We start from the raw sequence: 22987 nt of genomic DNA, 5'->3' as shown, positions 1-22987 counted from the left end.
CTTCAGATGCACCAAAGCCGTCCTTGTCGGACGGCCTGGTGGTGAACTCAGCCGGTTACCATTGATAGGTGGCGCTGGCCACCACGCTGCGCTGGTCGCCGAAATAGCAGTAAGAGCCATCGCAGGTGGACAGGTAGTCCTTGTCGAACAGGTTGGTGGCATTGAGTTTCAGCGAGGCGCCCTTGAGGCTGCTGTCCAGGCGGCCGAGGTCGTAGTGCACGGCAGCGTCGAACACGGTGTACGCATTGGCCTTGCCCAGCCAGGTATTGCCCTGGTCGCCATAGGTATTGCCGGTATAGCGGGCACCGGCACCGATGCCGAATCCGTCGAGCACGCCACTGTGCCAGGTGTAGTCGGTCCACAGGGAGGCTTGCTGGTTGGGCATCAGTTGCAGGCGGTTGCCTTTATAGATGCCTTTTTGTATCTCGGACTTGGCCAAGGTGTAGGCAGCGATGACCTTGAGGTTCTCGGTCACATCGGACACGGCTTCCAGCTCCAGGCCCTTGACCTTCACTTCACCGGTCTGGCTGGTGATCGACTCGCCCCCCGCCCCGATACTGGTCACCTGGACGTTTTTCTGGGTCAAGTCGTAGACCGCCGCACTCAGCAGCGTATTCGAACCTGGCGGCTGGTACTTGATGCCCAGTTCCCACTGCTTGCCCTCGGTAGGCTTGTAGGACTCGGTAGGCGAGGCACTGGCATTGCTGGCCGGCTGGAACGATTCGGCGTAGGACAGGTATGGCACCACACCGGAATCAAACACGTAGCTCAGCGCCGCATTGCCGCTGAAGTTCTTGCTGCGGTCGGTGTTGGTCACGTCGTTCTTGTTGAAGTAAGTGGTGCCTTGGTGCACCCAGTCTTCACGGCCACCCAGTGTCAGGCGCCATTTGTCCAGTGCCATCTGGTCCTGGACGTAGAGGCCGGTCTGCACGGTTTTCTGGTTGTAATCGTAGTAAGCACCGGAGCGCGCCGGGCGTACGATCGGCTGTCCATAGACCGGGTTGAAGATATTGGTCTTGCCACCGTCACCGTAGATCGACAGGTAGGAGGTGTCGGTGCGTTGGTGATCCAGGCCGATCAACAGGGTATGGCTGATGTCGCCGGTGGTGAAGTCGGCCTGGAAGTTGTTGTCGACGGCGAACTGGCCGATGTCTTCGTTCACGTTGGTCGAGGTACGGCTGATGTTACCCGCCGCATCTGCCGGGGAGTAGGCGTAGGAGCCAACGGTCAGTTGCTGGAAGGCCAGCTCCGACTTGGTGTAGCGCAGGTTCTGGCGGAACTGCCAGACGTCGTTGAAACGGTGCTCGAAGGCATAACCCAGGGCGTAGTAGGTGCGATCATAGAACTCGTAGTCCGGGTCGCCGAGGTTCTTGTGATGGGAAACGTCGCCCAGGGGAGACTTGATCTTGGTGCCCTGGATTGGCATGAACTGGCTGGTCGCCCCGGTATCGTCGCGGGTGAACTGCGAGAGCAGGGTGAGCTTGGTATCGGTGTCGATGTTCCAGGTCAGGCTGGGGGCGATGTTGTAGCGTTTGTTATCGATGTGATCGACCTGAGTGCCGGCATCCCGCACCACGCCGCTGAGGCCGTAGAGGAATTGCCCTTCATCATCGATCTTGCCGGTGCTGGCGAAATTGATCTGGCGATAGTTGTCGCTGCCGTACTGAATCTGCACGGCATGGCTGGCCTCGGCGCTGGGGCGTCGGCTGACCATGTCCAGCAGGCCACCCGGAGGGGTCTGGCCATAGACCGAGGACGCCGGGCCTCGCAGCAAGGCAAGGCGATCGAGGTTCCAGGTTTCTGCCTTCGGGTTGGCATACACGCCGCGAGGCAATGGCAGGCCGTCGAGGAATTGTGTGGGCTCGAAACCACGTACCAGCATCCAGTCGTAACGGGTATCGCTGCCATAGCTGGCGGAAACGATACCGGGCATGTAGCGAACCGCATCATCAAGATTCTGCACGTTGCGGTCTTCCATCTGCTGACGGGTAGCCACGGAGATCGAGCGCGGCGCCTCAACCAGAGCAGTGTCGGTCTTGGTGCCAGCGGCGGTGCGGGTGGCCACATAGCCTTCCACCGGGCCCCAGGCCGTTTCATTGCTGCCCTGGGCCGTGATACTGGTCTCCGGCAAGGCCACCACGCCTTCGGTGATGGCCACCAGGCTGTAGGTGCCGGCGCTGCTGTGCTCCAGTTGCAGGCCGGTGCCGCGCAGGGCTTCGCGCAGGGCGCCCGGGGCGTCGAACTGGCCTTTGACCGGGGCCGAGGTCTTGCCCGCGGCCAGGGACGGATTCAGGCTCAGGGCCAGGCCGGCCTGGCTGGCGATCTGGTTCAGGGTGCTGGCCAGCGGGGCCGCCGGCAGGTTGTAGGCGCGCACGCTGGACGCCTGCTCGGCGGCAATCAGTGGCGAGCTGAGCAGGGGAGCGCTGAAGGCAATGGCAACGGCCAACAGGCTGGGGCGCAACAGGGTGTCTAGCGAGCGGGACATACGGCAGCTCCTGAATGGAAATGTTTCGCAATTGCCTATCTGCCGAACGAAACTGCAAAAGTGATAGAGCGAATTGAAAATAATTTAGATTCAGCAGCCAGCCCTGCTGAAAGCAGCGCCGTAGCAGGGCACGGAAGCCCGTGGCGTGCTGCGCTGCAGCCGCCATCCGTTGCGGGTTATCGAAGTTTTCTCGGGCCAGGCCCCGTGCCGGCCACGGGGCCGGGTTTCAGGGCTGGGTGTCGGATTTGGCGACCACGGTCACCCACCAAGGGGCGTGGCGTTCAATCTTCACCGGCAGGGTCGGCAGCAGGGCATCGAGTGCCAGGTCCGGGTCCTGCAGCGGGAAGCTGCCGGTGATGCGCAAGTCGGCAATGTTCCCTGCGACCCCCAGGTAACCGCGACGATAGCGTCCCAGTTCGTTGATCAGGTCGCCGAGGCGGGCGTTGTCCACCACCAGCATGCCGCGGGTCCAGGCATCGGCCCCGGGGCCCAGAGCCTGCAGTGAGCCGAGGCCGTCCTGGCGCATCAGCACCTGCTGGCCTGCTTTGAAGACTTGCTCGTCCTGGCCGGCTTGCGGCCGCGCGGCCACCGCCGATTGCAGCACGCCGAGGCGGGTGCCCTGGTCTTCACGCTTGACCAGGAACCGCGTGCCCAGAGCGCGCATCCGGCCATCGCGGGTCTCGACGATGAACGGACGGCTGTCGTTGTGCCCGGTCTCGATGAGAATCTCGCCTTCTTGCAGAACGATTCGTCGCTGCTGCTCATCGAAGCGCACATCCAGTGCACTGTGGGTATTGAGATTGATCACCGTGCCATCGGACAGGTGCAGGGTGCGCTGTTCACCAGTGGCGGTGCGCTGGTCGGCCAGCCAGTAATCCACCGGCAGGTAACGCTCCCCGGCAAACAGGGCCAGGCCGGCCACCAGCACAATGCTGGCGACCCCACGACCGAGTTTGCGTACGCGCCGGCGCAGCCCCTCGCGCGATTGCAGCAAGGCACTCCGCGCCGGGCCCGAAGCCACGCTGAAGCGTTGATCAAGCATGCCCAACTGGCGCCAGGCCCGTGCGTGTTCCTCGTGGGCCGCGTGCCACTTGGCGAATTCCTCGCGCTCCAGCGCACTGCCGCCGCCATCCAGCGACAACTGCCAGGCGATGGCGGCGTCCAGGACCCGGGCAGACACCGGCTTGGAACTGATGGGGGTCATACCGGCTCCCCGTACAGGGCGATATAGCACTGGCGGATGCCCTGGGCCAGGTACTGGCGCACCCTGGGCACCGAGACCCCGAGGCGCTCGGCGATCTCGGCGTGGCTCAAGCCGTCGAGGCGGTTATAGAGGAAGGCGGCCCGGGCCTTGCTGGACAGCTTGCCCAGCAGGCGGTCGATGGCCTTGAGGTCTTCGAGGATCATCTGCTGTTCTTCCGGCGACGGTTGTTCGCCTTCCGGGATCAGCATCAGCTCACTGAGGTAGGCCTGTTCCAGCGCGGCGCGGCGGAAGTAGTCGAACAGCAGGCCCTTGGCAATCGCCACCAGAAAGGCTCGTGGCTCCCGCGGCGCCTTGAGTTCGTCGCGGCCCAGCAGGCGCACGAAAGTGTCCTGGCTCAGGTCTTCGGCCCGTTGCGCGCAAGCCACGTTGCGCCGCAGCCAGGCCAATAGCCAGACACGATGGTCGCGGTACAACGCACCAACCAGCTCATTGTGAGGGCTTTGGACTGACGACAACGGGACTCACCAATCGAGAAGTTTAAACTAACGAGAATTATTCGCGATTGTCGCAGAGGCGAAACAGTGGCGCAATTGACGCTGGTCGGCTGCCTTGCAGCTGACGCTGCCGGGTGTTGCAGACTTTGGTCTGAAGAGGAAGCCCGTTGTGGCGAGGGCGCTTGCTTCCGTTGGCCTGCGTAGCACGGCCAAGGCCCGGAGTCAGTTGGATTCGGGACTCAGGTTTACCGTCGTTGCGCGCCGGGGCAGCGGCCGAGCGAGGGCGAGCAAGCGCCCTCGCCACAGGAGCCTGCGCCACAGCTGTGGATCAGAACGAAGGTGCCTGCTGCCGACGTTTCCACTGGCCCAGGCGCTGCTGCAGGTTCAAGGGACTGTGGATCTGCTGTTGGCGCGCCCGATGGAACAGGATCAGCGCCAGCTCCGCCGTGGCCAGGGCGTCGGCCGCCGCGTGGTGCCGCTCCACCACCTGCAGCTTGAACCACTGGGTCCAGTCATCCAGCCCGGCTTCGCGGATATTGGCCTGGGGGCACAGCAAGGGCGCCATGTCCGCCACATCGAGGAAGTGGTGCTGCAGGCGATAGCCCAGGCTGTCCTTGAGTGCCCGGCCGAGCATGTGCTGGTCGAATGGGGCGTGAAAGGCCAGCAACGGGCTGTCGCCGACGAACTCCATGAAGTCCAGCAGGGCCTCCACCGGGTCGCAGCCGGCGGCGATGGCGCTGGGGCCCAGGCCATGGATCAGCACACTGGGGCTCAACTTGTGCCCCGCGCGCTGCAGAGTGCGTTCGAACTGCTGGCTGAAATCGATGGCGCCGTCCTCGATCACCACGGCGCCAATGGACAGCACCTGGTCACGGTTGAGGTTGAGGCCGGTGGTTTCCACATCCACCACCACCCAGCGCTGCTCGCGCAGGCTGCATTCGCCCAGTTCGGCATAGGCCGGCAGGCGGTCGCGGCGCAGTTGCTGTTGCGTGGTCAGGGCGCTGACCGCAGGACGGAGCCAGGCAAACAGGCTCATAGCTGGTACCGCAGGGCCAGGCTGCTTTGCAGGCGCTGGGCCTGGCGCAGGGATTCTCGCAGGATGCGCCGGTCCAGGTGGTTGAGGCTGTCGGGATCGACCCGATTGGAATAGGGCTGGTTCTCCCGAGTCTGGCGCTGGTGCTGTTGCATGCGGGTCTGCTGGATGAAGTGGTAGGCCTCTTCATAGGCGGCGCCGTCCAGGGGCTCGATGACCTGCCTGGAAACCAGTTGGCGCAGGCGCTCCAGGGTATTGATCGCGCCGATGCCGTTGGCCAGGGCCAGCAGCCGGGCGCCGTCGACAAAGGGCGTGAGGCCCTGGACCTTGAGGTCAAGGGTGGCTTTCTCGCCGTTCTTCCTGGCCAGGACGAACTCGCGGAAACGCCCCACGGGCGGGCGCTGGCGCAGGGCATTTTCCGCCATCATGCGTTGGAACAGGCGGTTGTCCGCGACCTGGTCGAGGATGCCCCGGCGCAATTGCTCGGTGCTTTGTTCGTCGCCCCAGACCACCCGCAGGTCGAAGTAGATGCTCGACCCCAGCAGGTTCTCCGGGGTCGCCTCGCGGATGAAGGCGGCAAAGCGTCGGGCCCATTCGGCACGGGACAGGCACAGCTCGGGGTTGCCGGCCATGATGTTGCCCTTGCACAGGGTGAAGCCGCACAGCGCCAGGCTCTGGTTGATCTGTTGCGCCAGGGGCAGCAGCTTGCCGCGGACCTCTGCGGCGTGGGCCGCGTCTCGGGCCTCGAACAGGATGCCGTTGTCCTGGTCGGTGTGCAGGGTCTGTTCGCGCCGGCCTTCACTGCCGAAGCACAGCCAGGTGAAGGGCACGCCGGGGTCGCCCTTGTCGGCCAGGGTCAGTTCGATCACCCGGCACACGGTGTGGTCGTTGAGCAGGGTGATGATGTGGGTGATCTGGGTCGACGAAGCGCCGTGGGCCAGCATGCGCTCCACCAACTGGCCGATCTCGCCCCGCAGGGCCACCAGGTGTTCGACCCGTGGCGCATTGCGGATAGTGCGCGCCAGGTGCACTAGGTCGACCCGCTGCAAGGAAAAAAGATCGCGTTCGGACACCACGCCGCACAGGCGCTGTTCCTTGACCAGGCAGACATGGGCGATGTGTCGCTCGGTCATGGCGATGGCGGCGTCGAAGGCGCTGTGGTCGGGGCTGAGGAAGAACGGCGCCTGGGTCATGTGCCGCTCGATCGGCTGGTTGAGGTCCTGGGTGCCGTCGGCCACCACCTGGCGTAGATCGCGCAGGGTGAAGATGCCCAGGGGCGCCTTGCGTTCGTCCACCACCACGATGCTGCCCACTTGCTGCTCGTGCATCTGCGCCACGGCTTCACGCAGCGGAGTCTGCGGGCTGCAGGCCACCGGGTGGCGCATGGCCAATTCACCGAGGCGGGTGTTCAGCGAGTATTGGGTGCCGAGGGTTTCCACGGCCTTCTGCTTGACCTGCTGGTTGACCTGATCCAGCAGGCTACTGACACCGCGCAGGGCAAAGTCGCGAAATTCCGCAGACAGGGCGAACAGCTTGATGAAGGCGCCCTTGTTCAGTTGCAGGCAGAAGGTGTCTTCGGCGGCCCGGTGCTCGGTGCGGGTCGCTCGCTCTCCGAGCAGCGCGGCCAGGGGAAAGCACTCGCCGGTGGTGATTTCGAAGGTGGTTTCGGTGCTGCCCTTGGCGGCGTGGGTGCGTTCGCCCACCACGCGGCCCTGCTTGACGATGTAGAAGTGCTCAACCGGGCCGTCGGCAGGCTTGATGATGCTGTCGCCCGGACCGTAGAAACGCAGTTGGCATTGTTCCACCAGATAGGCCAGATGCAGGTTCTCCATCTGGTTGAAGGGCGGGAACCGCTGCAGGAACTGAACGGTCCCTTGAATGTTCTGCAACACCGCGGTCTTCCCGGCCTGGATGAAGGCGTCCGTTTTACTCATAACGATTACCGCAGTCTTTTTGGATTTGTTGTGGTCGTATCGCAGCCATGGTCGGTCCCCCTGCCTGGGGTGCCCATTGGACGTAAGTCTAGGTCCACGGGTTAAACGCTCGGGGCCCCGAGCGTGGGGTGTTGAAAACAGCCCGGGAGGCGAGTTTGAGCGACAGGCAGAAGGGGGAATTTGCCGGTCGCGGACGGGTTCCCGGCATTCTTCGCCAACGTGGATGGGCCACGACCCTGCTGGCTGTTACCGCCATGGATTGGCGTGTCTTGCCTGATGATGCCCGGCGAGTTTGCGCAGCGCGGCCATTTGGCTTTGAACCGCCTGCGATCAATGCAAAAAAGCTCTGATCAAGACTCTTGGAAATTTTTCCGACGAAGTGCACATTGGAGGCCTGCTTAGCGATGTCTGACCACTGTGCTAGGGGATTGAACTGTTCATGTAGAGAAATGTATGCCCGACCACGATATTTTGAGTGATGCCGAGCGCGAGGCGCTGAGTGCGGTCATGCTGGAGCCCGATCTACCAGCCCAGCGGGTATTGATCGCTGATGACGACAAGGATGCACGGGAGTTGCTGGCGGAGATTCTCGGCCTGGATGGTATCCGTTGCATCACGGCCGCCAGTGGCAAGGCTGCACTTGAATTACTCGAATCGAACAAGTCCATCGGCCTGCTGATCACCGATCTGCGCATGGCCCCCTGCAGCGGCCTGGACCTGATCCGCCAGGTGCGCGAATCGGAACGGGCAGCGTTGCCGATCATCATCATTTCCGGCGATGCCGATGTGCGTGACGCCATCGCCGCCATGCACCTGAGCGTGGTGGATTTCCTGCTCAAGCCCATCGATACCAGCAAGCTGCTGGCGCTGGTGAAGCACGAATTGGGCGTGGTCCTGTAGCCGCCTTCAGTGTGGCGAGGGATCCGGGTGGGGCTGTTCTTGAGCCGGGCGGGAGCCTGTGAGGATTGGGCTGGAGGGGACAAACCGCAAAAAAAAGCCCCGGTCACTGGACCGGGGCTTTTTTAGTGGCGCAGGTTACAGGCCGTTCTTGGCCTTGAACTCGCGACGACGACGGTGCAGCACCGGCTCGGTGTAGCCGTTGGGCTGCTGGGTACCCTCGATCACCAGTTCGACCGCCGCCTGGAAGGCGATGTTGCTGTCGAAGTTCGGTGCCAGCGGACGGTACAGCGCGTCGCCGGCGTTCTGCCGGTCAACCACCGGAGCCATGCGCTTGAGGCTTTCCATCACCTGGGCCTCGGTGACGATGCCGTGGCGCAGCCAGTTGGCGATGTGCTGGCTGGAAATGCGCAGGGTCGCGCGGTCTTCCATCAGGCCGACATCGTTGATGTCCGGCACTTTCGAGCAACCCACGCCCTGGTCGATCCAGCGCACCACGTAGCCGAGAATGCCCTGGGCGTTGTTGTCCAGTTCGTTCTTGATCTGCTCTGCCGACCAGTCCGGGTTGACGGCCAGGGGGATGGTCAGGATGTCGTCCACCGAAGCGCGGGGGCGCTTGGCCAGTTCGGCCTGGCGGGCGAACACGTCGACCTTGTGGTAGTGCAGTACGTGCAGGGCCGCTGCGGTCGGCGACGGTACCCAGGCGGTGTTGGCGCCAGCCAATGGGTGAGCGATCTTCTGCTCGAGCATGGCGGCCATCAGGTCCGGCATGGCCCACATGCCCTTGCCGATCTGGGCGCGGCCTTGCAGGCCGGTGGCCAGGCCGATGTCGACGTTCCAGTTCTCGTAGGCGCCGATCCACTTCTCGGCCTTCATGTCGGCCTTGCGCACCATCGGGCCGGCTTCCATGGAGGTGTGGATCTCGTCGCCGGTGCGATCGAGGAAGCCGGTGTTGATGAACACCACGCGCTCGCTGGCCGCCTTGATGCAGGCCTTGAGGTTGACCGTGGTGCGGCGCTCCTCGTCCATGATCCCGACTTTAAGGGTGTTGCGTGGCAGGTTCAGCACCTCTTCGATGCGACCGAACAGCTCGTTGGTGAACGCCGCTTCTTCAGGGCCGTGCATCTTCGGCTTGACGATGTACACCGAACCGGTGCGGCTGTTCCTGCGCGAGGTGCTGCCGTTGAGGTTGTGGATCGCCGCGAGGCTGGTGACCAGGCCATCGAGGATGCCTTCCGGCACTTCGTTGCCGTTTTTATCGAGGATCGCGTCGTTGGTCATCAGGTGACCAACGTTGCGCACGAACAGCAAAGAGCGGCCGTGCAGCTTCACCGGCGAACCGTCGACACCGGTGTATTCGCGGTCGGCGTTCATGGTGCGGGTGAAGGACTTGCCGCCCTTGGACACTTCTTCCGCCAGGTCGCCTTTCATCAGGCCGAGCCAGTTGCGGTAGATCACCACCTTGTCATCGGCATCGACTGCGGCGACCGAGTCTTCGCAGTCCATGATGGTGGTCAGGGCCGCTTCCATCAGCAGGTCCTTGACCCCGGCTGCATCGGTCTGGCCGACCGGGCTCTGGGCGTCGATCTGGATCTCGAAGTGCAGGCCGTTGTGCTTGAGCAGGATCGCGGTCGGGGCCGCGGCGTCGCCCTGGTAGCCGATCAGTTGGGCATCGTCGCGCAGGCCGCTGTTGGTGCCGCCCTTGAGGCCGACCACCAGCTTGCCGGCGACGATCTTGTAGCTCACCGAGCCAACGTGGGAACCGGCGGCCAGCGGCGCGGACTCATCGAGGAAGGCGCGGGCGAAAGCGATGACCTTGTCGCCGCGAACCTTGTTGTAGCCTTTGCCTTTTTCCGCGCCATCGGCTTCGCTGATGGCGTCGGTGCCGTACAGCGCATCGTACAGCGAGCCCCAGCGGGCGTTGGAAGCGTTGAGGGCGAAGCGCGCATTCATTACCGGCACCACCAGCTGCGGGCCGGCCATGCGGGCAATTTCTTCGTCGACGTTCTGGGTGGTGGCCTGGAAGTCCGCGGCTTCTGGCAGCAGGTAGCCGATGTCTTGGAGGAAGGCTTTGTAGGCCACGGCGTCATGGGCCTGGCCGGCGCGGGACTGGTGCCAGGCATCGATCCGCGCCTGGAAATCATCGCGTTTGGCGAGTAGGGCTTTGTTCTTCGGTGCCAGGTCGTGAATGACCTTGTCGGCTCCGGCCCAGAACGCGTCGGCGGTGAGGCCGGTACCGGGAATGGCTTCGTTGTTCACGAAGTCGAACAGGACTCTGGCGACCTGCAGGCCACCGACTTGAACGTGTTCAGTCATTGCTTGCCTCACTCTGCTCAGCTATTTCGCTTTTCAGCTCTTCAAATTAACAATGAAGCCGGCGGCCATTTAAAGCACAACCCTGTTCACCAGTACATGCCATTGCGGGCGGCTGGGTCCTTCCAATCAACGGCGGAGCCTTGCTGATGGGCGTTGCGGGGGTTGCGGTCAGGCCTTGGCGGACATCGTTCCAACGTTATGTAGTGCGCGCTGCGGCATACTACATGATGAACTGCGGTTGTGAAAATCAGACTAAATACGTCGTTCCGCGACTCGGGAAAGCAGTGCGGTCACGCTGGGGAACGTGATGTTCTCAAAAAGTCGGTGGATTGTTCCATATAAATACAAAAAGTTGTACACGATTTGTGTTTTACCTCCCTGGCTGAGGTTTTTCCCGGAAGAAGCCGGCTCTGCAGGCCAGTATCCGCAGGACCAGGGCGCGAAGGGCGAGGCTGCCTATAATTGCTCTTCCACCATAAATAGAGGGCTGCGCCATGGACCATCTCGTTCTCACGGTATTCGCCCCGGACAAGGCCGGACAAGTCGAGCGCATTGCCCAGTGCATTGCCGAGCATGGCGGCAACTGGCTGGAAAGTCGCCTGTCGCGCATGGCCGGGCAGTTCGCCGGTATCTTGCGAGTCGGGGTGCCAGCCGAAGCCTACGATGAGCTGGTGGATGCCCTGCAGGGGCTCTCGGCCCAAGGGATCCGGGTGCTGATTGCCGAAAGCGGTATCGAACAGTCCTGTACCTGGAAACCCATCGCCATGGAGCTGGTGGGCAATGATCGCCCGGGAATCGTGCGCGATATCACCCGGTTGCTGGCGGAGCAGGGGGTCAACCTGGAACGCCTGGTCACCGAAGTGCGTCCGGCACCCATGAGCAGCGAACCGCTGTTTCATGCCGAGGCGATTCTGGCAGTGCCCCTCACCCTGTCCCTGGAAGTGCTGCAATCGCGGCTGGAAACCCTGGCGGATGATTTGATGGTGGAGCTGGTATTGCGCAGCGACGCCTGATTCCCGCCTTGCGGGTTATCCCGTTAAACCGTGCATGTGCCTGTGGATAACCTGTAGAGACCCCGCGCCAGCCCACGGCTGTCGGGGGTTACCGGCAACTGATCAAAAAACCGGCAGTTTCAAGGGCTTGTGCACAAATGGCGGGGATCAGGTTGTGGATAACCTTGGGAAGAACGGCTGCAGGCCATGAAAGACATGGCCTGTAGAGGGTTGTACGTTTATTGATCAGCGGCGACCGCGCAGGCTGAACCAGGCATCGACGCTGTATACCGCAAGACCTGCCCAGATGAACATGAAGGCCAGTAGGGTGCTGGACGACAGGTGCTCGCCGAACAGCAGCACTGCCTGGAGCAATACCAGGGTCGGCGCCAGGTATTGGAGGAAGCCCAGGGTGGTATAGGGCAGGTCGCGGGCGGCAGCGTTGAAGCACACCAGGGGGATCAGGGTGATCGGGCCGGCGGCCACCAGCCACCAGGCTTCGGACGAACTCCAGAATGCGGCATGGGCGCTGCTGGCCTCCGGGTGCAGCAGCAGCCAACCCAGGGCGATGGGCACCAGCATCCAGGTTTCCACCACCAGGCCGGGCAAGGCTTTGACCGGAGCCTGTTTGCGGATCAGCCCATAGAAGCCGAAGCTCAGCGCCAGCATCAGCGAGACCCAGGGCAGGCTACCGACTTGCCACACCTGCTGGGCCACACCGACTGCTGCCAGGATCACCGCCAGCCACTGCATGCGCCGCAGGCGTTCGCCAAGAATCAGCATGCCCAGCAGCACGTTGACCAGCGGATTGATGTAGTAACCCAGGCTGGCCTCAAGCATGCGCCCGTTGTTCACCGACCAGACGTAGGTCAGCCAGTTGGCGGCGATCAGGGTGCCGCTCAAGGCCAGGATTGCCAGGCGCTTGGGGTTGTCCCGCAGTTCGCGCCACCAGCCCGGGTGTTTCCAGACCGTCAGCAGCAGGGCTCCGAACAGCGCCGACCAGAGCACCCGATGGACGATGATCTCCACGGCGGGCACGCTGGCGATGGCTTTGAAGTAGATCGGAAACAGACCCCAGATGATGTAGGCGGTCAGGCCCAGGATGTACCCGCGGCGCGGGTTGGCGGCTTGCATGCAGAGTCCTTGCTTAGGCAGCTAACAAAGACGGGATTGTAAGGACAAATGTCTAGACCTGTCCTGACTTTCGCGCAGCCAGTTTCTGTGGGGGATGGCGTGTGAGGGAGGGTGATCTTTCGGGCCTCTTCGCTGGCAAGCCAGCTCCTACGGTTGGCGCTATTGGGAGGTGGGTTTCTGTGGGGGTGGCGTGTGAGGGAGGGTGATCTTTCGGGCCTTTTCGCTGGCAAGCCAGCTCCTACGGTTGGCGCTATTGGGAGGCGGGTTTCTGTAGGAGCCGGCTTGCCGGCGAAGGCGATCTCGCGGGCTTCTTCGTCGCCCGCGCATGGATTCAGAACAGTTTGAGCGGTTCTTCGTTGAGGGCTGCCAGTTGTTCGCGCAAGGCCAGCACCTGATCGCCCCAGTAACGTTCGCTGCCAAACCAGGGGAAGCTGCGGGGGAACGCCGGATCGTCCCAGCGCCGGGCCAGCCAGGCACTGTAGTGCATCAGGCGCAGGGCTCTGAGGGGTTCGATCAGGGCCAGTTCGCGCGGGTCGAAGTCGTGGAACTCGCTGTAGCCATCCATCAACTCGGACAGTTGGCTGAGGCATTCCTGGCGGTCGCCGGCGAGCATCATCCACAGGTCCTGTACGGCCGGCCCCATGCGGCAGTCATCCAGGTCGACGATATGGAACATTTCGTCGCGGCACATCATGTTGCCGGGGTGGCAATCGCCGTGCATGCGGATGTTCTGATGCGCGGTGGCCTGGTAGACCTCCTCCACGCGCTTGAGCAGGTCGCGGGCCACCGATTCGTAGGCCGGCAGCAGGCTCTTGGGAACGAAGTTGCCCTCCAGCAGGGTTGCCAGGGAGTCGTGGCCGAAGTTTTGCACTCCCAGGGCTTCACGATGCTCGAATGGGCGGGTGGCGCCCACGGCATGCAGGCGACCCAGCAACTGGCCGAGGCGATAGAGCTGGTCCAGGTTGCCCGGTTCGGGGGCCCGGCCGCCACGGCGGGGAAACAGGGCGAAGCGAAAGCCCGCGTGCTCGAACAGGCTGGCGCCTTCATGAATGATCGGCGCCACCACGGGCACGTCGCATTCGGCGAGTTCAAAGGTGAAGCGGTGCTCTTCGAGAATGGCGTCGTTGGTCCAGCGCTGTGGCCGGTAGAACTTGGCGATCAACGGTTCGCTTTCGTCGATGCCCACCTGATAGACGCGATTTTCGTAACTGTTGAGCGCCAGGACTCGAGCGTCGCTGAGAAAGCCGATGCTTTCCACGGCGTCGAGAACCAGGTCGGGGGTCAGTGTTTCAAACGGGTGCGACATGCTTACTCCTGCGCGCAGCAGGCTGCCGCGTCCGGCCAAGCATGGTAGCGCAGACCGGCAGGCAAAGGGGGAGGGTTTACCGGGGACGCTGAGGTTCTCGGGCAGGGCTTTTGCCAATCGGCCGGCCCCGGCATTGGAGATGCAGAAGCCGGCTTGGCGAGGATGGCGGTCAGGCGCCGATGATGCCCCCGTCTTCCCGGGTGATGGCCATCACCGAAGAGCGCGGCTTGCCGTTGGGCAGGTGTTCGGGGAAGGTCGAACCGCCGTTTTCCCCCGGGTGCTGGATGCCCACGAACAGGGTCTTCTGGTCCGGGGCGAAGGCGATCCCGGTGACTTCGCAACCGACCGGGCCGACCATGAAGCGGCGGATCTCGCCGCTGTCCGGGTCGGCGCAGAGCATCTGGTTGTTGCCCATGCCGGCGAAGTCGCCGCTGTTGCTGTAGTCGCCGTCGGTGAGAATCCACAGGCGCCCGGCCTTGTCGAAACCCAGGCCGTCGGGACTGTTGAACATGTTCTGCGGGTTGATGTTGGACGAGCCGCCCTTGGGCTGGCCGGCATGCACGCTGGGGTTGCCGGCGACCACGAACAGGTCCCAGGAGAAACTCATCGCCCCATGATCATCGCCGCCGGTGCGCCAGCGCAGGATCTGCCCGTAGACGTTCTTCTCCCGCGGGTTGGGGCCGCCTACCGGTTGGCCGTCTTCACCGCGCTTGGAATTGTTGGTCAGGGTGCAATAGACCTGGCCGTCCTTGGGGCTGACCACGATCCATTCCGGACGGTCCATGCGCGTGGCCTGGACCACGCTGGCAGCCAGGCGGGCCTGGATCAGCACCTGGGCCTGGTCGGCGAACCCGCTGCTGGCGTCGATGCCGTTCTTGCCGTGGCTCAACTCGATCCACTGGCCCTGGCCCTTGGGGTGGTCCGGGTTGCTGTCGCCGGCGTCGAAGCGCGCCACATACAGGGTGCCGTGATCCAGCAGGTCGCGGTTGGCCTTGGGGTTGCGCTGATTGATCTTGTCGCGGCTGATGAACTTGTAGATGAATTCGCCGCGTTCATCGTCGCCCATGTAGACCACGGCGCGGCCATCACGGGTTTGCGCCAGGGCTGCGTTCTCATGCTTGAAGCGGCCCAGGGCGGTGCGCTTGACCGGGGTCGATTGCGGGTCGAACGGATCGATTTCCACCACCCAGCCGTGACGGTTGAGTTCGTTGGGGTTCTTTGCCAGGTCGAAGCGCGGGTCGTGGGGGTGCCAGTTGATCTCCTTGCTGGCAACCACTGCGCCGTAACGCTTCTGCGCGGCGTCGAACTTCTGCTCGGCGTTGCTGCTGCCGAAGCAGTCGGTGAAGTTCTCTTCGCAGGTCAGGTAGGTGCCCCAGGGGGTCTTGCCGTTAGCGCAATTCTGGAAAGTGCCGAGGACTTTCTTGCCCTTGGGATCGGCGGCGGTCTGCAGCAGTGCGTGGCCGGCGGCCGGGCCGCTCAGGCGGATCGGCGTGTTGCCGTGGATGCGCCGGTTGTAGCGCGAGCCCTGGACGAATTGCCACTGGCCGTTCTTGCGTTGCACTTCGATTACCGACACGCCTTCAGAGGCCAGGGCCTTGCGCACGTCCGCGGCGGATTGCGGCTGGCCGCCGTGGGGATAGAGGTAGCGGTAATTGGTGTATTCGTTGTTGATCGCCATCAGCGCACGGTGCCTGTCGTCCGGGAAGGCGAACAGGCTCATGCCGTCGTTGTTGTCGCCGAACTGCACTTCCTGAGCCTGGGCGGTGCCGTTGCCGCTCGGGTCGAAGGCCGGGCCGTTCTTTTGCAGGGGCTGGCCCCAACTGATCAGCACCGAGGACTTGTAGCCCGGTGGCAGGGTGATGCTGTCGCTGGTGGCAGCGGCAATCCCGGCAAATCCCAGCAACTGGCTGTTACCGGCGCTGACACCGGCGGCCAGGGCGCTGCGGCTCAGCAGGCTACCGCCGAGAAACAGGGCGGCGCCGCACAGGGCGCCGGCACCGATGAAGCCTCGGCGGCTGAGGCCGACCATCTGTTCCAGGTCGGTGGGTTGGTCTTCTTCTAGTAACAGGCTCATATCAGGCTCCCTGCGGGTTTTTGCAGCCACCTTAATGAGCGCCTATGACGAATAGGTTGCAGTCAGACGTCGCCACCGGGGCGAATTCCCTGCCTTCGCTGTGGGCGACATCAACCGCTGGCGTAGTGGCCAGGCGAGCCTCGGGTGATAGTCGGCAAGCACGGCCGCGGTCGCCTGCTGACGCCCATGGCAGAGTCTTTCTGGCCGTACCAGGTACGCTGCAGGCCTTGCTTAGAGCGGGGTGCCGAGGAGTACGTGGGAGGGCGAGAACTGCACCTGGACCGGGTGTTTCTCGGCCAATTGCAGGGTCTTGAGTTGCAGCGGCTCGGCCAGGGCACAGAGCGTCTGGCCGTTGGGCAGGGTGATCCGCACCTCGCAGGGACCGTCTTCGGCGTCGAGAATCTGCTCGATCGTTCCGCTGATACAATTGTGTCCAGTTGTTACCGGGGCGCCGACTGCCTGAACATCCAGCCAGCCGGCCTTGATCAGCGCCACCACTTCGGTACCGGGCAGCAGCTCCAGGCGCTGGGTGCTGTCGTGGGTAATCTGGGCGTTGAGCACCAGCCCCTCGGGCAACTCCAGGCTGATCAGGTCGTTGCAGCCTTGCGCTGCGATCATCCGGACCTTGCCATGCAGCTGGTTGCGGGCGCTGGTGCGCAGCATCAGGCGGCCCAGCAGATCGAGGTCGCTGGCGTCTTCCGCGGCTTCCAGCACCTGGGCCTGCAGCACCTGCAAGCGCTGATAGAGGCGCAGCACACGCTGGCCCTCGACAGAAAGCTTGGCGCCACCGCCACCCTTGCCGCCGACACTGCGTTCCACCAGCGGGCTCTGGGCCAGGTTGTTCAACTCGTCGATGGCATCCCAGGCCGCCTTGTAGCTGAGGCCGGCACTTTTGGCCGCCCGGGTGATAGAGCCCTGTTCGGCAATGTGCTGCAACAGGGCGATACGCTGCGGGCGGCGGACGATGTGCTGGGTCAACAGGGTGGGCAAGGACATGGCGGGAGGCTTCGAGCACGGAAGATGGACTGGGAGTTTGCGGCTTGAGCGACGAGAGTCAAGTCAGGTGCAGGGACCGGGCCTTGGGGTCCGGGCCAGGCAGTACACGTCCACCCGCTGGGCTCCGGCGTCAAGCAGCAAGCGGGCCAGGGCCTGGGCAGTGGCGCCGGTGGTCAACACATCGTCCACCAGGGCCAGATGGCGGCCGGCGACAGGTGCATGAGCGGCCAGGGCGAACGCCTGGCGCAGGTTGCGATGACGGGCCCTGGCATCCAGTCCCTGTTGTGCCGGGGTGTCCTGGATACGCTTGAGCAACTGGGCATCTACCCTCAGCTGCAGTTGGCTGCCGAGCCAATGGGCGAGCATGCCCGCCTGGTTGAATCCACGTTGGCGCAGGCGACGGCGGGACAGCGGTACCGGCAACAGCAGGTCCGGGCGCGGCAGGTCCTCATCGAAGCGATAATGCAGCAATTGCCCGAGAAGTTCGGTCATCAGCCGGCCATAGGGCCATTTCTCCTGATGCTTGAAACGACTGATCAGGCTGTCCATCGGGAAGTCGTAGCGCCAGGGCACTATGACCCGCTGAAAAGCCGGAGGTCGCTGCAGGCACTGGCCGCAGACCATTCCGGCGGCGGGCAGCGGCAGGGCACAGATCGAGCACTGGGCGCCGAGCCAGGGCAGGTCGTCCAGGCAGGGGCTGCACAGGGCCAGCGCCGAATCGCTGGGCTCATCGCACAGCAAACATGTTTGTATGTTTTTTGACCAGATGTAAACCGGTCCTTTGTATTCTGGTTGACAGCGCATGACGCTTCCTTAAATATGCCGAACATCCGTGTCGCGGGTGGGGCTTTCCTGCCCCCCGCCGCCTGCCCAGCATAATCAAGGAATCGCCCATGAGCGCCAGCACCACCGCTACCCTGCGTCATGACTGGACTTTGGCTGAAGTCAAAGCCCTGTTCGTCCAGCCGTTCAATGACCTGCTGTTCCAGGCGCAAACGGTGCACCGCGCGCATTTCGATGCCAATCGGGTCCAGGTTTCCACCCTGCTGTCGATCAAGACCGGCGCCTGCCCGGAAGATTGCAAATATTGTCCGCAGTCCGGTCACTACAACACCGGCCTGGAGAAGGAAAAGCTCCTCGAAGTCCAGAAAGTCCTGGAAGAGGCTGCCCGGGCCAAGGCCATTGGTTCCACGCGCTTCTGCATGGGCGCTGCCTGGAAGCATCCGTCCGCCAAGGACATGCCCTACGTGCTGGAGATGGTCAAGGGCGTGAAAGCCCTGGGCCTGGAAACCTGCATGACCCTGGGGCGCCTGGATCAGGAGCAGACCGAATCCCTGGCCAGGGCTGGCCTGGATTACTACAACCACAACCTCGACACCTCGCCGGAGTTCTACGGCAACATCATTACCACCCGTACCTACAGCGAGCGCCTGCAGACCCTGGCCTACGTGCGCGATGCCGGCATGAAAATCTGCTCCGGCGGCATTCTCGGTATGGGCGAGTCCCTCGATGACCGCGCCAACCTGCTGATCCAGCTGGCCAATCTGCCGGAGCATCCGGAGTCGGTGCCGATCAACATGCTGGTGAAGGTCGCCGGTACGCCACTGGAAAACGCCGATGACGTGGACCCTTTCGACTTCATCCGCATGCTCGCGGTGGCGCGCATCCTCATGCCACAGTCCCACGTACGGCTGTCCGCCGGCCGCGAGGCAATGAACGAGCAGATGCAGGCCCTGGCGTTCTTTGCCGGTGCCAACTCGATTTTCTACGGCGACAAACTGCTGACCACCGCCAACCCCCAGGCCGACAAGGACATGCAGTTGTTCGCGCGATTGGGCATCGCTCCGCAAGCCCGGGAAGAACATGCCGATGAAGTGCACCAGGCGGCCATCGAACAGGCCCTGGTGGAGCAGAAAAGCAGCGAGCAGTTCTACAACGCTGCAGTCTGAGCGGCCGCTCGCCTGTAGTCGCTGCCGTCGACTGCGACCGGTTGGACGTCGCTGTGTTGCGCCGCCTGCCCCCGCCCCGTTGGGCTGGCAAGGCTGGTGGCGCAGAGGCCCGACCTGTCGCAGTGACGGGCAGTTGCTACAGATCATTTCCTGATCATCGAGGCCTGCATGTCTTTTGATCTCGCCGCGCGCCTTGCTGCCCGCCGTGCCGAACATCTCTATCGCCAGCGCCCGCTGCTTGAAAGCCCTCAGGGGCCGCAAGTGCTGGTCGATGGCCAGCCGTTGCTGGCTTTCTGCAACAACGATTACCTGGGCCTGGCCAACCACCCACAGGTGATTGAGGCCTGGCGCGCCGGTGCCAGTCGCTGGGGCGTGGGCGGTGGGGCTTCTCACCTGGTGATTGGCCATAGCGCTGCGCATCATGCGCTGGAAGAGGCCCTGGCCGAATTCACCGGACGTCCCCGTGCGCTGTTGTTCACCACCGGCTACATGGCCAACCTCGGTGCGGTCACCGCATTGGTGGGCCAGGGCGACACGGTGCTGGAGGATCGCCTCAACCATGCGTCGCTGCTGGATGCCGGGCTGCTTTCCGGTGCGCGCTTCAATCGCTACCTGCACAACGACGCGACGAGCCTGGCCAAGCGCCTGGAAAAGGCTTGCGGCAATACCCTGGTGGTCACCGACGGCGTGTTCAGCATGGATGGCGACGTTGCCGACCTGCCGGCCCTGGCCCGGGAAGCCCAGGCCAAGGGTGCCTGGCTGATGGTGGACGACGCCCATGGCTTCGGGCCTCTGGGCGCCAATGGCGGAGGATTGGTCGAGCATTTTGGCCTGGGCCTGGAGGAAGTTCCGGTGCTGGTGGGCACCCTGGGCAAGGCTTTTGGCACTGCCGGTGCGTTTGTCGCGGGCAGCGACGACCTGATCGAGAGTTTGATCCAGTTCGCCCGGCCTTACATCTACACCACCAGTCAGCCACCGGCCCAGGCTTGCGCCACCCTGAAAAGCCTGGAGTTGCTGCGCAGCGAGCACTGGCGGCGTGCGCACTTGGCGAGCCTGATCGGTCAATTCCGCCGGGGCGCCGAGCAGATTGGCCTGGAGCTGATGGACAGCTTTACCCCGATCCAGCCCATCATGATCGGCGACAGCGCCCGGGCCGTGCGCCTGTCGCAGATGCTGCGCTCACGGGGGATCCTGGTCACGGCGATCCGTCCACCCACCGTGCCGGCCGGCAGTGCGCGGTTGCGGGTGACCCTGTCCGCGGCCCACAGCGAAGCTCAGGTCCAGCTATTGTTAAACGCGTTGGCAGAGTGTTTCAGTGAACTGCAAGCGGGGCCGAGCCATGCGTGATCGACTGATTCTGTTGCCTGGCTGGGGGTTGGGGGTGTCACCTCTGGAGCCCTTGGCCGCAGCGTTGCAAGGCCTGGACGAGCATTTGCGGGTAGAGATCGAGCCGCTGCCGGAGCTGGCGTCCAGCGATCCGCAGGAGTGGCTGGATGAGCTCGACGCAGCCTTGCCGGACAACGCCTGGCTCGGCGGCTGGTCCCTGGGAGGCATGCTTGCCTCGGAGCTGGCGGCGCGGCGCGGCGAGCGTTGCTGCGGCTTGCTGACCTTGGCCAGCAACCCCAGCTTTGTCGCCCACGAGCACTGGTCCAGTGCCATGTCTGCGGACATCTTCGACGGCTTCCTGGCCGGTTGCGCTGCCGATCCTCGCACGACCCTCAAGCGTTTTTCCCTGCTCTGTGCCCAGGGCGCCGCCGACCCGCGGGGCCTGTCGCGACTCTTGCTGGGTGGGGCTCCGGTCACCTCGCCGGCGGTGCTGATGGCGGGCTTGGAGTTGCTCGCGCAACTGGACACGCGGGACGCCCTGCAAGGGTTTCGCGGGCCGCAGTTGCATCTGTTCGCCGGGCTGGATGGCTTGGTTCCTGCCGAAGCCGCGGGTGAATTGCTGGCATTGCTGCCGGATATAGAAGTTGGTCTGATTGAACAGGCCAGCCACGGGTTTCTTCTGGAGGACCCCCACGGAGTGGCGGGGGCGATCCAGGTTTTCTTGCATGAGTCTGGTGATGACTGACCTGTCTGTTCCTGCCTTTCCCGGCAACTTGCCTGACAAGCGTCAGGTCGCGGCTTCGTTTTCCCGTGCGGCAGCCAGCTATGACAGTGTTGCCGATCTGCAGCGCGCGGTCGGCCAGCAGTTGCTGGCCCGTTTACCTGAAGGTTGGACGCCCGCTCGCTGGCTGGATCTGGGGTGTGGCACCGGGCATTTCAGTCGGGTGCTCGGAGCGTGCTTCCCTGATAGCCAGGGACTGGCGGTGGATATTGCCCAGGGCATGCTGGCTCACGCCAGGCCTCTGGGGGGCGCCGAGCATTTCATTGCCGGGGATGCCGAGCGCCTGCCCCTGCAAACAGACAGCTGTGGACTGATCTTTTCCAGCCTGGCGGTGCAATGGTGCGCCGATTTCACGGCGGTGCTCAGCGAGGCACGGCGCGTGTTGAAGCCAGGTGGTGTCCTGGCGTTCGCCAGCCTGTGCGTCGGCACCCTGCATGAGCTGCGCGAGAGCTGGGGCCAGGTCGACGGCCAGGTGCACGTCAATCGCTTTCGTGAGTTCGAACGCTACCGGCAACTCTGTGACGCCAGCGGCTTGCAAGTGCGTAGCCTGGAGAAGGTTCCCCATGTCCTGCATTATCCGGATGTACGTAGTCTGACCCATGAATTGAAAGCCTTGGGCGCGCACAATCTGAATCCCGGGCGCCCGGGCGGCTTGACTGGGCGGGCGCGGATCGCCGGGCTTATCGAGGCCTATGAGGGGTTTCGTCAGGCCGAGGGATTGCCCGCTACATACCAAGTGGTCTATGCCGTGTTGGAGAAACCGCTATGAGCCCCGCCTATTTCATCACCGGTACTGACACCGATGTCGGCAAGACCACCATTGCCGCAGGCTTGTTGTACGCAGCCCGGCTGGCCGGGTTGAGCACTGCGGCGGGCAAGCCGGTGGCATCCGGCTGCGAACCGAGCCCCCAGGGCTTGCGCAACGCCGATGCGCTGGCGCTGCTGGCACAGTCGTCATTGCCATTGAGTTATCAGGAGGTCAATCCGATTGCCTTCGAACCGGCGATTGCTCCGCACCTGGCTGCGCGGGAGGCCGGGGTGGCGCTGACGGTGCAGTCGCTGCTGACGCCCATGCGCCAGATCCTGGCCAAGGGTGCAGATTTCACCCTGATCGAAGGGGCGGGGGGCTGGCGAGTGCCCTTGGCCGATCAGGACAACCTGTCGGACCTGGCCATGGCCCTGGGCCTGCCGGTGATCCTGGTGGTGGGGGTGCGCCTGGGGTGCATCAACCATGCCTTGCTCACCGCCGAGGCCATTGCCCAGGACGGTCTGCAACTGGCAGGTTGGGTGGCCAATATCATCGATCCGAAGACCTCTCGTCTGGAAGAAAACCTTGCGACCCTGGCCGAACGATTGCCAGCACCGTGCCTGGGAAGAGTGCCGAAGCTCAAGGCTGCTGGAGCCGAGGCGGTAGCGGAGCACTTGCAGTTGGACCTGCTGGACTAGATTTTGCCTATGACAAGGCATATTGCCATTAGTGTTTTTGACGGGCGTTTTCTTGACAGGTCTGCTTCAATTACCCTCGTCACTCATTCTCAAGGTCGAGACCTCCCATGGAAATCTCCGGGAACAACGCTTTCTACGCCGGACTGAACGCGATTCAGACCGGGCAGAATCGTGTCGATCAAGCCGCTGGCCAGATCGCCAGCACGGCCGTTGAGCGCTCCGCCGGCAGCCAGTCATCAGAACTCCAGGTGAATCGCCTGCGTGGCGTGGATCGCAGCCAGGAATCAGATCTGGCCAGCAGCATGGTGGAAATGTCCATGGGCAAGATCCAGGCTGAGTTGGGCGTCAAGGTGGCCAAGGCATCTGACGAAGTCCTCGGTACCCTGATCGATACCTACGCCTGATACCCCTCCCTCTCTGGCCCGATTTCCTGATGGAAAGCGGGCCTGCTGCATGCTTTTACTTTCTATAACACCTTAATTCCGCTCGATAGCTGAACGCCGCCAGGTCGCCTCCTACACTTTCACGGCAAGTGCTGTGGGCGTTCGGCTGCGCGTGCATTCGTGCCCCGGTGACGAAAGGCGTTTGCACGATGCTTGACAAGATTTGGGCGTAAACGT

At 63.5% G+C, this 22987-nt stretch carries 19 protein-coding genes; 8 read left to right on the top strand and 11 right to left on the bottom strand.

The features are described 5' to 3' along the window. Positions 1-55 precede the first annotated feature (55 nt). The 5 genes from ACZ5BO_RS32080 to ACZ5BO_RS32060 form a co-directional block, all read right to left on the bottom strand. On the bottom strand, positions 56-2485 hold the full coding sequence (locus ACZ5BO_RS32080) for a TonB-dependent siderophore receptor (protein ID WP_025131208.1): 2430 nt from the start codon (positions 2483-2485) through the stop codon (positions 56-58). 226 nt (positions 2486-2711) lie between these two features. Beyond that, positions 2712-3689 (bottom strand): FecR family protein, encoded by a 978-nt coding sequence (locus ACZ5BO_RS32075; RefSeq protein ID WP_025131209.1) that lies wholly within the window; start codon positions 3687-3689, stop codon positions 2712-2714. After that, a complete protein-coding gene (locus ACZ5BO_RS32070; protein ID WP_025131210.1) occupies positions 3686-4204 on the bottom strand; it encodes an RNA polymerase sigma factor in 519 nt (172 codons plus the stop codon). Before ACZ5BO_RS32070 ends, ACZ5BO_RS32075 begins: the two co-directional genes overlap by 4 nt. 307 nt (positions 4205-4511) lie before the next feature. Beyond that, positions 4512-5219, bottom strand: a complete 708-nt coding sequence (locus tag ACZ5BO_RS32065; protein ID WP_464697446.1) for a 3'-5' exonuclease — start codon at positions 5217-5219, stop codon at positions 4512-4514. Beyond that, positions 5216-7150, bottom strand: a complete 1935-nt coding sequence (locus ACZ5BO_RS32060; RefSeq protein ID WP_464697445.1) for a putative nucleotidyltransferase substrate binding domain-containing protein — start codon at positions 7148-7150, stop codon at positions 5216-5218. Before ACZ5BO_RS32060 ends, ACZ5BO_RS32065 begins: the two co-directional genes overlap by 4 nt. 453 nt (positions 7151-7603) lie before the next feature. On the opposite strand from ACZ5BO_RS32060, the gene ACZ5BO_RS32055 reads away from it, so the two are divergent. Then, a complete protein-coding gene (locus tag ACZ5BO_RS32055; protein WP_025131213.1) occupies positions 7604-8050 on the top strand; it encodes a response regulator in 447 nt (148 codons plus the stop codon). Positions 8051-8185: 135 nt separating this feature from the next. Here ACZ5BO_RS32055 and ACZ5BO_RS32050 read toward each other — a convergent pair whose 3' ends face one another. After that, positions 8186-10363, bottom strand: coding sequence for a malate synthase G (locus ACZ5BO_RS32050; RefSeq protein WP_025131214.1), 2178 nt, complete (start codon positions 10361-10363; stop codon positions 8186-8188). 494 nt (positions 10364-10857) lie between these two features. On the opposite strand from ACZ5BO_RS32050, the gene ACZ5BO_RS32045 reads away from it, so the two are divergent. After that, positions 10858-11376, top strand: a complete 519-nt coding sequence (locus ACZ5BO_RS32045) for a glycine cleavage system transcriptional repressor (protein WP_025131215.1) — start codon at positions 10858-10860, stop codon at positions 11374-11376. Between the two features lie 225 nt (positions 11377-11601). Here the strand turns inward: ACZ5BO_RS32045 and rarD are convergent, their stop codons facing one another. From rarD to ACZ5BO_RS32020, 5 genes are all read right to left on the bottom strand, one after another. Then, entirely contained in the window at positions 11602-12489 is an 888-nt protein-coding gene (gene rarD, locus ACZ5BO_RS32040; RefSeq protein ID WP_025131216.1) for an EamA family transporter RarD, read from the bottom strand. Positions 12490-12820: 331 nt separating this feature from the next. After that, entirely contained in the window at positions 12821-13795 is a 975-nt protein-coding gene (locus tag ACZ5BO_RS32035; RefSeq protein ID WP_464697444.1) for a serine/threonine protein kinase, read from the bottom strand. 169 nt (positions 13796-13964) lie between these two features. Beyond that, on the bottom strand, positions 13965-15869 hold the full coding sequence (locus tag ACZ5BO_RS32030) for a PhoX family protein (protein WP_464697443.1): 1905 nt from the start codon (positions 15867-15869) through the stop codon (positions 13965-13967). Positions 15870-16100: 231 nt separating this feature from the next. Beyond that, positions 16101-16865: a TOBE domain-containing protein gene (locus ACZ5BO_RS32025; protein WP_464697442.1), complete on the bottom strand. Its 765-nt coding sequence runs from the start codon at positions 16863-16865 to the stop codon at positions 16101-16103. 63 nt (positions 16866-16928) lie between these two features. Then, the gene (locus tag ACZ5BO_RS32020; RefSeq protein WP_464697441.1) at positions 16929-17669 is read right to left on the bottom strand and encodes a double zinc ribbon domain-containing protein; all 741 of its coding nucleotides are present in this window, start codon (positions 17667-17669) and stop codon (positions 16929-16931) included. Between the two features lie 89 nt (positions 17670-17758). Between ACZ5BO_RS32020 and bioB the strand changes: the two genes are divergently transcribed. The 6 genes from bioB to ACZ5BO_RS31990 all read left to right on the top strand — a co-directional run bounded on the left by bioB (position 17759) and on the right by ACZ5BO_RS31990 (position 22771). Then, positions 17759-18814: a biotin synthase BioB gene (gene bioB, locus ACZ5BO_RS32015; RefSeq protein ID WP_025131221.1), complete on the top strand. Its 1056-nt coding sequence runs from the start codon at positions 17759-17761 to the stop codon at positions 18812-18814. 168 nt (positions 18815-18982) lie between these two features. Next, complete coding sequence (bioF, locus tag ACZ5BO_RS32010; protein ID WP_464697440.1) at positions 18983-20161, top strand: 8-amino-7-oxononanoate synthase; 1179 nt, start codon at positions 18983-18985, stop codon at positions 20159-20161. After that, positions 20154-20885: an alpha/beta fold hydrolase gene (locus tag ACZ5BO_RS32005; RefSeq protein WP_025131223.1), complete on the top strand. Its 732-nt coding sequence runs from the start codon at positions 20154-20156 to the stop codon at positions 20883-20885. Before bioF ends, ACZ5BO_RS32005 begins: the two co-directional genes overlap by 8 nt. Further along, positions 20878-21690, top strand: coding sequence for a malonyl-ACP O-methyltransferase BioC (gene bioC / locus ACZ5BO_RS32000; protein ID WP_464697439.1), 813 nt, complete (start codon positions 20878-20880; stop codon positions 21688-21690). The genes ACZ5BO_RS32005 and bioC overlap by 8 nt, the downstream gene beginning before the upstream one ends. Further along, positions 21687-22367 (top strand): dethiobiotin synthase, encoded by a 681-nt coding sequence (gene bioD / locus ACZ5BO_RS31995; protein ID WP_464697438.1) that lies wholly within the window; start codon positions 21687-21689, stop codon positions 22365-22367. The genes bioC and bioD overlap by 4 nt, the downstream gene beginning before the upstream one ends. A 107-nt stretch (positions 22368-22474) precedes the next feature. After that, the gene (locus tag ACZ5BO_RS31990; RefSeq protein ID WP_025131226.1) at positions 22475-22771 is read left to right on the top strand and encodes a hypothetical protein; all 297 of its coding nucleotides are present in this window, start codon (positions 22475-22477) and stop codon (positions 22769-22771) included. The last annotated feature ends 216 nt before the right edge of the window (positions 22772-22987 follow it).

It is taken from the genome of Pseudomonas sp. FFPRI_1, assembly GCF_055384485.1.
The sequence above is the reverse complement of the archived record's forward strand: the minus strand, read 5'-3'. Positions and strand labels throughout refer to the sequence as shown.